This is a genomic window from Micromonospora sp. BL4, assembly GCF_003667505.1.
Classification (GTDB): domain Bacteria; phylum Actinomycetota; class Actinomycetes; order Mycobacteriales; family Micromonosporaceae; genus Micromonospora.
Map to the genome: position 1 here is coordinate 1 of NZ_RCVJ01000166.1, position 12,778 is coordinate 12,778.

The 12,778-nt window shown below is 72.0% G+C and carries 17 protein-coding genes; 6 read left to right on the top strand and 11 right to left on the bottom strand.

The genetic code is table 11. The features are described 5' to 3' along the window. From EAD89_RS22175 to EAD89_RS22195, 5 genes are all read right to left on the bottom strand, one after another. Positions 1 to 884: serine/threonine-protein kinase (locus tag EAD89_RS22175; RefSeq protein ID WP_147458855.1), on the bottom strand; the 884-nt coding region annotated here is incomplete at its 3' end. 144 nt (positions 885 to 1,028) lie between these two features. Further along, a complete protein-coding gene (locus tag EAD89_RS22180) occupies positions 1,029 to 1,232 on the bottom strand; it encodes a hypothetical protein (protein WP_233578921.1) in 204 nt (67 codons plus the stop codon). Positions 1,233 to 1,234: 2 nt separating this feature from the next. Next, a complete protein-coding gene (locus EAD89_RS22185; protein WP_233578923.1) occupies positions 1,235 to 2,278 on the bottom strand; it encodes a LacI family DNA-binding transcriptional regulator in 1,044 nt (347 codons plus the stop codon). 152 nt (positions 2,279 to 2,430) lie between these two features. After that, a complete protein-coding gene (locus EAD89_RS22190) occupies positions 2,431 to 3,318 on the bottom strand; it encodes a helix-turn-helix transcriptional regulator (RefSeq protein ID WP_121677069.1) in 888 nt (295 codons plus the stop codon). Positions 3,319 to 3,458: 140 nt separating this feature from the next. Then, the gene (locus EAD89_RS22195) at positions 3,459 to 3,698 is read right to left on the bottom strand and encodes a DUF397 domain-containing protein (protein ID WP_121653262.1); all 240 of its coding nucleotides are present in this window, start codon (positions 3,696 to 3,698) and stop codon (positions 3,459 to 3,461) included. A gap of 265 nt (positions 3,699 to 3,963) precedes the next feature. Between EAD89_RS22195 and EAD89_RS22200 the strand changes: the two genes are divergently transcribed. Further along, positions 3,964 to 4,614, top strand: a complete 651-nt coding sequence (locus EAD89_RS22200; protein ID WP_121653278.1) for a GGDEF domain-containing protein — start codon at positions 3,964 to 3,966, stop codon at positions 4,612 to 4,614. A 45-nt stretch (positions 4,615 to 4,659) separates the two neighbouring features. Here the strand turns inward: EAD89_RS22200 and EAD89_RS22205 are convergent, their stop codons facing one another. The 3 genes from EAD89_RS22205 to EAD89_RS22215 all read right to left on the bottom strand — a co-directional run bounded on the left by EAD89_RS22205 (position 4,660) and on the right by EAD89_RS22215 (position 6,549). Beyond that, complete coding sequence (locus EAD89_RS22205; RefSeq protein ID WP_121677087.1) at positions 4,660 to 5,676, bottom strand: phosphotransferase enzyme family protein; 1,017 nt, start codon at positions 5,674 to 5,676, stop codon at positions 4,660 to 4,662. 71 nt (positions 5,677 to 5,747) lie between these two features. Continuing rightward, positions 5,748 to 6,221, bottom strand: coding sequence for an SRPBCC family protein (locus EAD89_RS22210; protein WP_121653263.1), 474 nt, complete (start codon positions 6,219 to 6,221; stop codon positions 5,748 to 5,750). Then, positions 6,205 to 6,549, bottom strand: a complete 345-nt coding sequence (locus EAD89_RS22215; RefSeq protein ID WP_121653264.1) for a helix-turn-helix transcriptional regulator — start codon at positions 6,547 to 6,549, stop codon at positions 6,205 to 6,207. The genes EAD89_RS22210 and EAD89_RS22215 overlap by 17 nt, the downstream gene beginning before the upstream one ends. A 165-nt stretch (positions 6,550 to 6,714) precedes the next feature. Here EAD89_RS22215 and EAD89_RS22220 point away from each other — a divergent pair, with 165 nt between their 5' ends. Then, positions 6,715 to 7,365: a flavodoxin family protein gene (locus tag EAD89_RS22220; RefSeq protein ID WP_121677070.1), complete on the top strand. Its 651-nt coding sequence runs from the start codon at positions 6,715 to 6,717 to the stop codon at positions 7,363 to 7,365. A 30-nt stretch (positions 7,366 to 7,395) separates the two neighbouring features. On the opposite strand, the gene EAD89_RS22225 is transcribed toward EAD89_RS22220, so the two are convergent. Then, positions 7,396 to 7,887 (bottom strand): type II toxin-antitoxin system PemK/MazF family toxin, encoded by a 492-nt coding sequence (locus EAD89_RS22225; protein ID WP_074309205.1) that lies wholly within the window; start codon positions 7,885 to 7,887, stop codon positions 7,396 to 7,398. 108 nt (positions 7,888 to 7,995) lie between these two features. Here EAD89_RS22225 and EAD89_RS22230 point away from each other — a divergent pair, with 108 nt between their 5' ends. Together EAD89_RS22230 and EAD89_RS22235 are read left to right on the top strand one after the other, a co-directional pair. Next, positions 7,996 to 8,511, top strand: coding sequence for an NUDIX hydrolase (locus EAD89_RS22230; protein WP_199733592.1), 516 nt, complete (start codon positions 7,996 to 7,998; stop codon positions 8,509 to 8,511). 50 nt (positions 8,512 to 8,561) lie between these two features. Next, on the top strand, positions 8,562 to 9,809 hold the full coding sequence (locus EAD89_RS22235; RefSeq protein ID WP_121677071.1) for a hypothetical protein: 1,248 nt from the start codon (positions 8,562 to 8,564) through the stop codon (positions 9,807 to 9,809). Positions 9,810 to 9,856: 47 nt separating this feature from the next. On the opposite strand, the gene EAD89_RS22240 is transcribed toward EAD89_RS22235, so the two are convergent. Next, positions 9,857 to 10,459, bottom strand: coding sequence for a TetR/AcrR family transcriptional regulator (locus EAD89_RS22240; RefSeq protein WP_121677072.1), 603 nt, complete (start codon positions 10,457 to 10,459; stop codon positions 9,857 to 9,859). A 136-nt stretch (positions 10,460 to 10,595) separates the two neighbouring features. On the opposite strand from EAD89_RS22240, the gene EAD89_RS22245 reads away from it, so the two are divergent. Both EAD89_RS22245 and EAD89_RS22250 read left to right on the top strand, forming a co-directional pair. Further along, the gene (locus tag EAD89_RS22245; protein ID WP_121653269.1) at positions 10,596 to 11,153 is read left to right on the top strand and encodes a hypothetical protein; all 558 of its coding nucleotides are present in this window, start codon (positions 10,596 to 10,598) and stop codon (positions 11,151 to 11,153) included. A 431-nt stretch (positions 11,154 to 11,584) separates the two neighbouring features. Further along, complete coding sequence (locus EAD89_RS22250) at positions 11,585 to 12,085, top strand: DUF2569 family protein (protein ID WP_158609774.1); 501 nt, start codon at positions 11,585 to 11,587, stop codon at positions 12,083 to 12,085. Positions 12,086 to 12,111: 26 nt separating this feature from the next. On the opposite strand, the gene EAD89_RS22255 is transcribed toward EAD89_RS22250, so the two are convergent. Then, positions 12,112 to 12,702: a DinB family protein gene (locus EAD89_RS22255; protein ID WP_121677074.1), complete on the bottom strand. Its 591-nt coding sequence runs from the start codon at positions 12,700 to 12,702 to the stop codon at positions 12,112 to 12,114. Between the last annotated feature and the right edge of the window lie 76 nt (positions 12,703 to 12,778).

Here is a 12,778-nt window from a genome sequence, read left to right on the forward strand (position 1 = left end):
GAGTGGGCGACCGGCAGGATGCGCAGCAGCTCGGTGGGCGGTTCGACCGGCTGGCCGGCGCCGAACCGGGTGGCCAGTTGCGCGGCCGTCGGTCGGCGGGCCGGGTCGGCAGCAAGGCAGGAGACGGTGAGCTCGGCGATGTCGGCCGGCAGGCCGGGCACCCGCAGCGGGGGCACCGGAGTGCCCCGCCGATGCACCTCCAGCGCGTCCTCCCAGCTCTGCACGGGCAGCGGCGCCTGGCCGGTGAGGGTGCGGTAGAGCAGCGCGCCGAGGGCGTACACGTCGCTGGCCGGGTCCGGTGGGCCGGCGGTCAGCCGCTCCGGCGCGAAGTAGGCCGGGGTGCCCATCAGCGGCTCACCCGCCTGGCCGCCGAGCGGGTGGTGCGGGCCGCCGAGTGCGGCGATGCCGAAGTCGAGCACCTTGGCGCCGGTGTCGGTGAGCATGACGTTGCCGGGCTTGACGTCGCGGTGCACCACGCCGATCCGGTGCGCGGCGGCCAGCGCGGCGGCGATCTGCCCGGCCACCCGTACCGCCTCCGGCCAGGGCAGCGGCCCGGTCCGCAGCCGGTCGGCCAGGTTGTGTCCCTCGACCAGCTCCATGACCAGGTACGGCACGACGGCGCCGCCGGCCAGGGTCGCCTCGGCGTAGTCGTACACCTGGGTCACGTGCGGGTGGGTGAGCCGGGCGGCGGCGCGGGCCTCGCGCTGGATGGTGGCCCGCAGCTGCGGGTCGGTGGCGAGCTGCCCGGCGAGCACCTTGACGGCGACCGGTCGGCCGAGCACCTCGTCGTCGGCCCGCCACACCTCGGACATGCCACCGAGACCGATCCGCTCGTGCAGTACGTAGCGGTCGTGGAGACGGAGGGTGGGCATGAACGGCGACATGGCTTCACCAGTCTGCCTGGCCGTGTTCCACTCGACCACCCACCGTGCCCGGTCCTGACCCTTTCATCCCGGGCGTACCGAAATTGTCGGTGGTGCGGGGTCGGACGCCGGGCCGACCAGCGGTGGGCCCGGCGTCCGGCGGCGCTACGAGCAGCGCGGCGCGGCGGGAAGCGGTCGCGGCTGGATCCGGTCGGCGAGCCGGCGCAGGGCGAGCGCGGTGGCCTGCCGGGTCGGGGCGAGCAGCGCCGGGCGGGCTCGCTCGACCTGGACCGGCGCGTCCGGTCGAGCCGAGTTGACGTGTCGGTTCATCGCGTCGAGGGCGGTGAGGTATCCGGTGGCGTGTTCCATGGTCAACTCCTCGGGACAGGTCCGGTGGAGTCCCGGACGACGAGTGCGGTGGGCAGCAGCACATGACCGGCCGCGGCGTCCGCGGGTGGATCGAGCAGCAGTTTGGCGGCGATCCGGCCCTTCTCCTCGGCCGGTTGCCGGACGGTGGTGAGGCCGGCCGCGGCGGCCTCGGGGATGTCGTCGAAGCCGGTCACCGAGACCGGTGGACGGTCGCCGGCCGGTCGTTCGGCCAGCGCGTCCAGCACACCGAGGGCGAGCACGTCGGAGCCGGCCAGCACGGCGGTCGGCGGCGTGGGCCCGTCGAACAGCCCGGCGACGGCGGCCGCCCCCGCCTGGCGACTGTTGCCCTGGGCGTTGAGCAGGGTCAGCTCGGCCCAGCCGACGCCGACCTCGGCGAACGCGTCGGCGAACCCGGCGAGCCGGCCGTGGGTGGTCGGGTGCGGCACCCGATCGACCCCGGAGAGGGTGAGCGGGCCGGCCGGCGCGTCGGTCAGCACGGAGTCGGCGAGCAGGGCCACCCGGCGGTGACCGAGGCCGGCGACGTGCGTAGCCACGCTGCGGGCCGCGGCCCGCTCGTCGATGCCGACGAACGGCTCGTCGGGGCCGGCGTCGTCGCGGGCGGCCGTGCTGACGAACGGCAGCCCGCGGGCACGGATCACGTCCAGCGCCCACTCCTCGTCGGCGACGCAGTAGACGCAGAAGCCGTCGACCGCGGCGTTCTCCACCGCGCGGCGGGCGTCGGGCTCGGCCCGGGACAGCGGCACCAGCAGCATGCTGGTGCCGTGCCGCTCGGCGGCCTCGCCCACGCCGGCGAGGAAACGGACCGCGAACGGGTCGGTGAACGCGTACGACAGCTGCGAGGTGAACAGCACCCCGATCGAGCCGACGAAACCGCGACGCAGGGAGCGGGCGGTGGGGTTGGGACCCGGGTAGCCGAGCTGCCGGGCGGCGCCGAGGATCCGCTCGCGCAGCGCGGCGGAGAGCTGGTCGGGGCGGCTGTACGCGTTGGACACCGTGCTGCGCGAGACGCCGACGGCGTCTGCCACGGCTTGCAGGGTCGGCTTCACCGGCACCCCTTCTGTATCGATCCAGTCTGTATCGATACAGAGACTAGCCGGACCGGTCGGCGAGCGTCAATACCAGGGGGTCGGCCAGGTTCCGGAACGTGGCGGGAGCCGAGCCGGGACCCGGCCGGCGGTCAGGCCGGGTAGAGGTCCTCCAGCAGGCGGCCGAGAATCTCCGGGGTGCGCTCCGGCGGCTCGGCCTCGACGCAGAGCCGCTCCATGGCCACCGCGTAATAGTCCAGGTCGTCGCGCTTGTCCAGGTAGATGGCGCTGGTGAGCTGTTCGATGTAGACGATGTCGGGCAGCTCCTGGTCGCCGAAGCGCAGGATGGTGAACGCACCGCCGGCGGCCGCGTGACCACCGGCGGCGAACGGGATGACCTGGAGGCGGACGTTCGGCGACTTGGTCGCCTCGATGAGCGCGGTCAGCTGACCACGCATCACCTCGGCGCCACCGATCGGACGGCGCAGCGCCGCCTCGTCCACCACCGCCCAGAGCTGCGGCGGATTTTCCCGGCGGAGCAACTGCTGGCGCTGCATCCGCAGGGCGACCCGTCGGTCGAGTTCGGCCGCACCGGCCGCGCCGTGCCCGAGCAGCACGACCGCCCGGGCGTACTCGCGGGTCTGCAACAGGCCGGGCACGAACTGCACCTCGTAGGTGCGGATCAGCGCCGCCGCCGCCTCCAGGCCCAGGTAGGACTGGAACCAGGTGGGCAGGACGTCGCCGTAGCGGTGCCACCAACCGGGGCTGTTCGCGTCGCGGGCGAGCTTGAGCAGCGCCTCGCGCTCCTGCTCGTTGGTGACGCTGTAGAGCGTGAGCAGGTCCGCCACGTCGCGTTCCTTGAAGCCGACCCGGCCGAGCTCCATCCGACTGATCTTCGACTCGGAGGCCCGGATCTCCCAGCCGGCGCCCTCGCGGGTCACGCCGCTGGACTCCCGCAGCCGGCGCAGTTGAGCACCGAGCAGCATGCGCAGCACGGTCGGCCCGGTTGTTGGGCCGCCCTCGGCGGGAACCATCGTCACCTGCGGACCTCCGGATACCGACCAGCGTGGTCGGGCGCCCCGGCCCGGCCGACGTGTAAGCATGCCATGGACCGACAGTGAGGTGAACTCCTCCGGACCGGTGGATCAGTCCCGTCGCCGGGATGGTCCACCGGGTCCGCTCAGTTGATCAGATGATCGAAGTCGCCGTCCCGCGCGCCGAGCACGAAGGCGGCGATCTCATCCACCGTGTAGATCAGCGCCGGCCCCTCCGGATGTCGGGAGTTGCGCAGCGCGATGCCGGCGCCCTCGGGCAGTTCGGCGAGTTCGACACAGTTGCCGCTGGGGTTGCTGCGGCGACTCTTCTGCCAGCTCAGCGGTGGCAGCTGATGGATCGGAACGCCATTCGGTGGCTGCTGCATGTGGGCGTCTTTCTGCTCACGAGCCCGCCGGTGGCCGTGGGAGGAGCGGTGACGGCGAGGGGTGCGGTATCGACATCGGACGGTGCTGCACGTGCATCTGCTATTGCATCTGCACCGGACGGCGAGCATGATAACGCACAAGATCGGTGCCGATCCGTTCACTTTGCGTCACCTGACATGGGCATCGATCAGGGAAAACCGGGCCCGGCGCGGCGCGCGTCGAGTCGGTCGATGGCTGGAGGCGATCGCGGCGATGGGAGGGTTCGTGCCGGATCCGATGAGTGTCGCCTCCGGCATCTGCGCCGCCGGCGCGCTGCTCTCCTCCTGGCAACTCCGGCGTCGGGCGCTGCGCGCCGAGGCCGAGATCGGGCACCTCCAGGCCGAGCTTGCCGCCGAGCGGCACGCCGCGAGCCACGACCCGCTCACCGGGCTGCCCAACCGGCGGGCCTTCTACCGCCTCGCGGCCGCCCTGCTCACCGACGCGGCCGGGCAGCCGTTGATCGCCATCGTGCTCGACCTGGACGACTTCAAGCAGATCAACGACCGGTACGGGCACGCCGCCGGCGACCAGGTGCTGATCAGCGTGGCCGAACGGCTGGCCGGTTTCGCCGGGGACAACCTCGTCGCCCGCCTCGGTGGGGACGAGTTCGCCGGGCTGCTGGCCAGCCCGACCATCGACCGGCGCTGGATCGAGCACGCCACCCGGCGGCTCAGCGAGACCGTCGCCGCCCCGATCCGGCTGAGCGGTGTCAGCGTTCAGGTGACCGCCTCCGTCGGCCTCGCACCGGTGACCGGCCCGGCCCAGCTCACCGATGCGCTCAGCCGCGCCGACGCTGCCATGTACCAGGCCAAGAGCCTGGGCGGCAACCGATCGCCCCGCCAACTCGTGGACAGCGTCCGCCTCGCCGAGTGCTGACCGCTCCAGCGTCCGCGGCCCCGTCCCGTCGAGCGGGTTGCGCGCTCAGTGCGGCCGGTCGAGAGACCGCAGCGCCGCGTCGGCGAGAGTGACCAGACCGACCGGCGACACCAGGCCCCGCACGATCCGGGCCGCCCTCGCCCGACCGGCCGCGTCGACGTCGGGATCCAACGCCTGGCGGGTCCAGTCGGTGAGGTCGTCGAGCGCACGAACGGCGAGGAACCAGGCCAGGCGGGCCGGCTCGATGTGGACCCGGCCGTAGCCGGCCAGGACGGCCGCCCGCTGCCCGGTGGTGATCGGCGCGAAGGCGAGCACCCCGTCGGTGACGAACATCAGGTCGCACTCGGGCGGGGCGAGCACCGCGTCGTCCCAGTCGATCAGCCAGACCTGACCGTTCGGGCCGAGCAGCAGGTTGCCCAAGTGCGGATCGCCGTGGCACACCACCACCGGCCGGTCTCCCCGATTGGCGTCGAGGCGCTCCATCGCACCGGTCAGTGTGGACACCCGGTCCGCCATCGCCGACCAGAGGGCCGCCAGCTCGGCGACCGGCGGACCGGCGGGGTCGGCCGGGCCAGGAGCGCGCAACCGCTCGGCCGTCGCGCGGGTCGCCGCCACGATCTCCGGGTACGCCGCTCCGCCGGGCGGCAGCAGCCGCACCAGCTCGTCGGTCACCGGCACCGCGTGCACCGCGGCCAGCAGTTCGCCGTACGCGCGCCAGTGCGCGTCGGTCATCGGGCCGTCGAGCGCCCGCAGGTCGGAGACCCACGGCACCACCGAGAGGCGGTGGCCGCCGTGGTCGCCGTACAGCCGCCCGTCGTGGGTGTGCAGCGGCGCGGGGACGCCCGGCACCTTCTGGGCGGCCAGGTGCGCCGCCACGACCAGACCGGCCGGAGTGCCGCCACCGCTGAGTTTGACCGCGTATCGGGTGCCGTCGGCGGCGTGCGCCCGCCACAGTCGGGCGTGCTGGTCGGCGCCGTGGGTCACCTCGTCCAGGTCGGTCAGGTCGAGGCCGAAATCCGTGCGGGCCCAGCCGGTCACCTGCCCCGCCGCGTCGTCGATCACCGGCACACCATGCCACCGGGCGGCCACCCGACCCACCCGATTAACCGGGGGGCCGGGCGGCGCCGTCCGGGTCAGCGCAGGGTGGCGAGGTACCGGTCCAGCGCGTTGTACGACTCGGCCGCGCCCTGCGCCATGCCGGACTCGGCCATGCCGTCGCGCTGCTCGGTGGTGTCGAACCGGGTGGTGCCGGTGACGGTGGTGCGCCCGTCGCGCTCGGTGAAGACCAGCGTCTCCACCGCCACCTGACCGGGCATGCCCTCGTACTCGAAGGTCTGCACGATCCGCTCCGGCACGACGATCTCCCGGAACTCACCCCGGAAGCCGTAGGCGTTGCCGTCCGTGGCGTGTTCGACGAAGCGGTAGCTGCCACCCTCCCGGAAGTCGATCTCGACGTCCAGCGGGTTGCCCCGCCCCCACCAGTGCTTCAGGTGCTCGGCCTGGCTGTGCGCGGCCCAGACCAGCTCGCGCGGGGCGTCGAAGGAACGGGTGAGGGTGATCTCCCGGTCGGACGGCATGTCGATGACGAGGTCACGAAGCTTGTCCATCGCTCTTCTCCTTCAGGTCGCGTAGGTAGTCGTCCAATGTGTCGTAACGGTCGTCCCAGAGCCGGCGGTACTGCTCGACCCATTCGGCCAGCGTGCGCAGCGGGGCCGGGTCGAGCCGGCAGCGACGCCACTGCGCCTCGCGGGTCCGCACGATCAGCCCGGCGCGCTCCAACACGTTGAGGTGCTTGGAGATCGCCTGAACGCTGATCGGGAACGGCTCCGCCAACTCGTTGACCGTCGCCTCGCCGGTCGCCAGCCGGGCCAGGATGGCCCGCCGGGTCGGATCGGCGAGAGCGGCGAACACGGCGCTGGCCGGATCTGTTGTCATCTGTCGCTCTCAACCATGTGGCTTGTAAACCGATAGGTTGAATATACAGCCCAGCGTGGTTACGTCAACCCCTTCGGCAGAAGCCCCGCGCGTCGGCTGATTCACCCGGCCAACGCCCGGGTATGGGATGCCGATCACCGCTGCCGACCACCGAGAGGAACCGACGTGGCGAGCATCCGCGCCCTCGTACTCAACTGCACTCTCAAGCCGTCGCCGGCCCCGTCCAGCTCCGAGCAGCTCGGCCAGGAGGTGCTCGCCGCACTGGCCGAGCAGGGAGTGGACGGCGAACTGGTCCGGGTGGTCGACCACGACGTGCGGTTCGGGGTGTCGACCGACGAGGGCGGCGGAGACGGGTGGCCGGCCATCCGGGCGAAGCTGGTCGCCGCCCAGATCCTCGTCATCGCGACGCCCATCTGGCTCGGCCAGCCATCCAGCGTGTGCAAGATGGTCCTCGAACGCCTCGACGCCGAACTCTCCGAGACCGACGCCGAGGGCCGGCTCCTGACCTACGGCAAGGTGGCCGGTGTCGCCGTCGTCGGCAACGAGGACGGCGCACACCACACCATCGGCCAGGTGCAACAGGCACTCAACGAGGTCGGGTTCACCTGCCCGGCCGCCGGCGCGACCTACTGGGTCGGCGAGGCGCTGAACAAGGTGGACTACCGCGACGCCGGCCCCAAGCCCGACACCACCGGCCGCACCACGAAGGCGTTGGCGCTCAACAGCGCACACCTGGCCCGGCTGCTCGCCGAGCAGCCGTACCCGCCGCCGGACGCACGCGGCGCCGGGGTCGGCCCCAGCCGTGAGTCGGCCTGACGGCCCGCCACGCGAGCGGGGCGGAAGCGGTCAGCGCCAGCCGTAGCCCGCGCGCAGGGCCTGCCCGACCCGGTCGAAGCGGGGCCGGTCCAGCACGGCGCCCTCGCGGCGGATGCTGTCCTCGCGCATGGTGAGCACCCGGTCCAGCCGGACCCAGCTCGGCCGGTTGTCCCGGTCCCAGTCACCGGGCCCGAGCGCGAACCAGTGCCGCTGCCCGTCCCGCTCGCTCTGGCTGGACAGCATCAACCCGAACAGAGTCCGGCTGTGCCGTCCGACCACCAGCACCGGCCGGTCCTTTCCCTGCCGGGGGTCGTCCTCGTACGGCACCCAGGTCCAGACGATCTCCCCGGGGTCGGCCTGGCCGTCCCGCTCCGGGGCGTAGGTCAGCTCGCGCCGCTGCAACGCGCTCACCTGACGACGACGGGCCACCTGCGCCGGGGCCGGCCCGGTACGTCGCGGGGACGGAATCACCGCGCCCACCCGGGAGATGCGCGCCGCCACGTTCCTCAACAGACCAGCCACGGCGGGCAGCCTACCGGCCCCCGCTCCGGCCGCCGGAACGGGCGGCGCTGCGGCAGACTGGGCCCCGCAGCGGGACGACGCGGAGGTGCGCCGGCGTGTGGAACATCGATGATTGAGCTGCCGCGTGATTTGCCGATCCTGGAGCGGCGCGCGGTGCGGGTGGTGGTCCTCGACGACGCCGACCGGGTGCTGCTGTTCCACACCCGCGCCCCGGACCGCCCGGCGCTGGGCACCTGGTGGGAGCTGCCCGGCGGCGGCATGGACCCTGGGGAGACGTACCAGGACACGGCCGTGCGGGAGCTGCGCGAGGAGACCGGCATCGCGGCCACCGCCGACCAGGTGGGCGCGCCGACCTGGCGTCGGCGCGCGAGTTTCCTGCACCGTCGCTTGCGCCACGTCCAGGACGAGGTGGTCGTCGCCGTACGGCTCGACGGCCCCGGTCCGGACGTGGACGAGACCGATCGGCTCGACTACGAGCTGGAGGACTATTTCGGCTTTCGCTGGTGGCCACTGCCCGAGGTGGTGGCCAGCTCGGCCCGCTTCTACCCGGGGCAGCTCCCCCGGTTGATCATGCCCTTCCTGGCCGGCGAGGAGATCGACGAGCCCTTCGAACTGTGGTCGTGAGCCGGGCCGGCGAGGATGCCGGAGCGGCCGGGGGCGGGCAGAGTGGAGGCATGACGAGCGACCTGCACGGCCCGCTGTCCCGGTACGCCGACACCCTGCACACCACGATCGGCGACCGGCACCACGTCGCCTCCCCGCTCGGCGCCTGGCTGCTGCTGGCGCTCTGCGCCACGACCGCGACCGACCATGCGGACCGCCGGGCGGCCGAAGCGCTGGCCGAGGCTCTCGGCACGGACCTGTCCACCGCGGTCGCGGTCAGCCGCATACTGCTGGACGAGCCGCACCCGCTGGTCGCGTCCGCCACCGCGCTCTGGCACCGGCCGGGTCAGGGCGACGGTGGGCCGTCCGACTGGCGGGCGGCACTGCCCGCGACGACCGAGGTCGGTCCCCTGCCCGACCAGGCCGGGCTGGACGCCTGGGCCCGCGAGCACACCCTCGGCCTGATCGAGAGGTTCCCGCTGCGGGTCGGGCCGGACGTGGTGCTGGCCCTGGCCAGCGCGCTGGCCACCCGGATCTCCTGGGCTGCCCCGTTCGAGGTCGCCGACGCCGGGGCGCTCGGCCCGGGCAGCGCCTGGGCCAAGCAGCTCCGTCGGGTACTGCGCAGCCCAGGCCGGGGCCACCGGGGCGCCATCGTCTCGACCGCGCGGGCCGGCGACGTGATCGTGCACGCCGCCCCCGCGCAGGCGGCCGACGGCGCGGGGCTGGTGGTCCTGTCGGTGGCCGCCGCGCCACACGTGTCGCCGGCGGAGGTGCTGGCCGCCGCGTACCAGCTCAGCGCCGGCGCCGCCGACGGCGCTGAGCCGACCGGTCGCCGCTCGCTGTTCGACCTGCCGCTCAGCGACACTCCGCTGTGGACGCTGCGCGAGGAACGGGTACGCACCCGGGCCCGCGACGGCCGCGAGGAGCGACACACGGCGCTGCTCCCCTGCTGGGCTGCTCGCAGCGAGCACGACCTGAGCGCGCCGGCGCTCGGCTTCCCGGCCGCGTCGGCGGCACTGGCGACCGCGCTGGCACTGCCGGTGCAGGACTTCGAGGCCCGGCAGGCGGCGATGGCCCGGTTCGGCCGGTACGGCTTCGAGGCGGCTGCGGTCACCGGCATGTTCGAGCTGACCAGCATGCCGCCGGAGGGCGTCGCCCGCACCGCCGAGCTGCGCTTCGGCCACCCGTACGCGGTGGTGGCGGTCGCCACGGACAAGCGGGCCGACGGTGCGACCGGGCCGTGGCACGGGGTGCCGGTCTTCTCCGGCTGGGTCACCGAGCCCGAGGAGCTGCCCGAGGCCGACGCCGTCGAGCGGTGAGCAGGACCGCCCTGATCAGCTGTTCACGACGGTGCGCGGGACCGGGATCAGGCCTGTGACGGGCCGGCCTGGGTGCGAGCCTGCAAGAGTCCCTCGACTCCGCTCAGGAAGGTGTCGGTCACGAGCACCGGGTCGAACAGGCAGCCGGCGGCCATGGCGCCGTCGCGCAGCATGACGAAGTGCCGGGCGGCGGGCTCGGCGGGCGCTTCCCCGACTCGCGCCAGCAGGTCGGTGACGGTGTCCAGGAACCACTGGCGGTGGGCGAGCACCGCCTGGTGCACCGGGTGATCGGGGTCGGGGTACTCGGCGACGGCGTTGAGGAAGGCGCATCCGCGGAAGCCCGGGGATTTGATGCTCTCGGCGATGGGCCTGCTGAGCGCCCGGATGGTGTCGGCCGCCGGTAGCCCGCGGGCGACAGCGTCGTCGGCCTGGCCGCGCATGATGTCGTCGACCTGGCGCAGGTACGCGACCACGAGTTCTTCCTTACCGGGAAAGTGCCGGTAGAGAGTGGCCCGCGTCACCTGGGCCTCCGCGACGATCCGGTCGATGCCGACGGAGTGGATCCCCTCCGCGTAGAAGACCTTCATCGCCGTGTTGAGCAGCCGCGACCGCGCTTCGGACGGCCGGCTCTCGGATTCGCTGCGCGCCATGACGACCAGTCTAGCGGATAGAACGTTCGGTCTTGACAGGCGATGATGACCGTGTCATCGTTGCCGCGACAGAACGTTCGTTCTACCTGGCTGACCGCGGCATCCCGCAGGTCCGCCACCCCTCGGAAGGACCACCGTGACCACCCTTGCCGCACCCCGCATCCCGACGACGGCGTCCGCCCTGCGGCAGCTGTACTTCGTCCGCTTCGCCTTCGCCATCGTGTGGGCCGTTGTGATGCTCACGACCGCCTCGGAACTCGGTCCGCTCGCCGTCACACTGCTCGTGCTGTACCCGCTGTTCGACGTGGCCGCCGCCATCGTCGACGCTCGCGCGTCGCGTGGCACCGGGTCGCCCGTCCTGTTGTACGTGAACATCGCGGTCAGCCTGCTCACCGCCATCGGCGTGGCAGTCGCCAGCACGTCCGGTATCCCTGCGGTCCTGCGCGTCTGGGGCGCTTGGGCGATCGTGGCGGGGCTGGTTCAGCTGATCGTCGGCGTCACCCGTCGCGCGATGGGCGGCCAGTGGCCGATGATCATCAGCGGCGCGATTTCCGTACTCGCCGGTGGCTCGTTCATCGTGATGGCCGGCGCGGACGGCACCACGCTGACCAACGCGGCCGGCTACGCCATCCCCGGCGGCATCTTCTTCCTGATCTCGGCCCTCCGCCTCGGCCGCGTCGCGAAGAGGGACTGACCTGGACGGCACCCACGACGTCGTCGTCGGGGCGGGCCCGGTCGGAAAGGATGTCGCCGACCGGGGGTGTGGGGCGGCGTCGGATCGAGCGCTGGAGCGCAATCGACTCAGGGTCGCGCTAGGTCTCACCACGACATCGCCGACACCGGGTCGATCGCCCCAGCCCGGGGCGCGGGTCCATGCTCAGCCTGATGACTCAGAGGCATATTTATGACTCACAGGTATAGCGCCAACGACAACGACCACCACCGCAGCCGGCGACATCGATACCGTCACAGCGCTGCCGGATACCGGAGCCGCAGGGAGGCGCGGGGGGGACGGTTTGCGCTGGATCGTCCGCCACGCTAGCTGGCAGGGTCGGGTTAGCCCGACATCGGATACGAGGGTCAGCACCATCGTGCGCTCGGGCACCGGCCCCTACCGTCAAGCCCGTGACGCCTGTCGAACAACCGTCTGGTCAGGGCTCCCTCCACCGTCAATCGACCGACAACGACGCGCCGCAGGTCCCGGCGCGATCATCGGCCCTACGCCTCGGAGGGCTCCTTGCCGGGTACGTGGTGGTTCTGGTGCTGCTGCTCATCCACGGAATTGGTCTGACGATCGCGACCCTGGTTATCGACGCGAACCCGTCCCTGGTGGGGATGACGGAGCTCGGGCCGGAGAGCCACATCGTCTTCTACGTGGTGACGAACTGCCTCCTCGCCGTCTACACCGTCGTTCTGTTGTGGCTCATCTGCACCAGGCGTCGGGCCGCGATCGTCCACAACTACCTGTACTGCGCGATCTCGATCGGCTGTCTCGTGGCCTGGAACGTGCTGGGGATGAAGTCACCGATCGGCACGGTCATCGACTCGTTGCCGGGCATCGTGGGCATTGTCTACTTCGCGAACTCGACCCGAGTGAAGCGGACGCTGCGACGTCCCCTCCCCTGATCGGGCCCATCGACGGACGCGGACTGCTATCCGAATCGGTCAGCGAGCTTCGTCAGCTTGGTGACGTACGCCGGCCAGTCATAGTCCTGGGGAATGTTGCTGTTCTCGCGCTGCCAGCCGATCGATCCGTCGTGCTGCTCGCGCATGACGTCCGCGTGCCCGGCGTGACGGGCGACGTCGCAGGTCACATGGATGATGATCCTGTGCAGCGTCACGTTCTGTCCGCCAGGCCGCCACCACGGCACCTGCCCCGGCGCGTCGAGGGGTAGCTGTTCGATGGTCTGGTCCGCGAACACCGCCACACGGCGGTACAGGTCGATCAGCCCATCCTTCGTCTCGTCCTCCCCCGCGTACCAGTCGGCCTGCGGGTCGTCCTCGAACGCCTGCATGGGGACCAGTTCCTCGGGTGTCGGGAACTCGCGCCCGAACGTGGGCCCGAAGTAGCCGGCTTCGATGTTGACACAGTGCTTGAGGACTCCCAGCAGGTTGTTGCCGGTCGCGGTGCGGGGCACCCTGACCTCGCGTTCGCTGAGCCCGTGGAGCTTCCAGATCAGGTCATCGCGGGTCGCCTGGAGGTAGTGGTGCAGCGCAGCCTTCGGATCGCCCAGATCAGTCATGCGTGCCAGTCTTCCCGACAATCCCGAGCCAGTCGTGCGACGTGTCGCATCGACCGTGGTGTGCGTGCCTGTCGCG

Bases quoted from the DNA above. Each gene is read 5' to 3' on its own strand.
- EAD89_RS22180 (WP_233578921.1), bottom strand. From the start codon at position 1,232: ATGGAACACGCCACCGGATACCTCACCGCCCTCGACGCGATGAACCGA.
- EAD89_RS22195 (WP_121653262.1), bottom strand. From the start codon at position 3,698: ATGCAGCAGCCACCGAATGGCGTTCCGATCCATCAGCTGCCACCGCTG.
- EAD89_RS22210 (WP_121653263.1), bottom strand. From the start codon at position 6,221: ATGGACAAGCTTCGTGACCTCGTCATCGACATGCCGTCCGACCGGGAG.
- EAD89_RS22215 (WP_121653264.1), bottom strand. From the start codon at position 6,549: ATGACAACAGATCCGGCCAGCGCCGTGTTCGCCGCTCTCGCCGATCCG.
- EAD89_RS22230 (WP_199733592.1), top strand. From the start codon at position 7,996: ATGATTGAGCTGCCGCGTGATTTGCCGATCCTGGAGCGGCGCGCGGTG.
- EAD89_RS22235 (WP_121677071.1), top strand. From the start codon at position 8,562: ATGACGAGCGACCTGCACGGCCCGCTGTCCCGGTACGCCGACACCCTG.
- EAD89_RS22240 (WP_121677072.1), bottom strand. From the start codon at position 10,459: ATGGCGCGCAGCGAATCCGAGAGCCGGCCGTCCGAAGCGCGGTCGCGG.
- EAD89_RS22255 (WP_121677074.1), bottom strand. From the start codon at position 12,702: ATGACTGATCTGGGCGATCCGAAGGCTGCGCTGCACCACTACCTCCAG.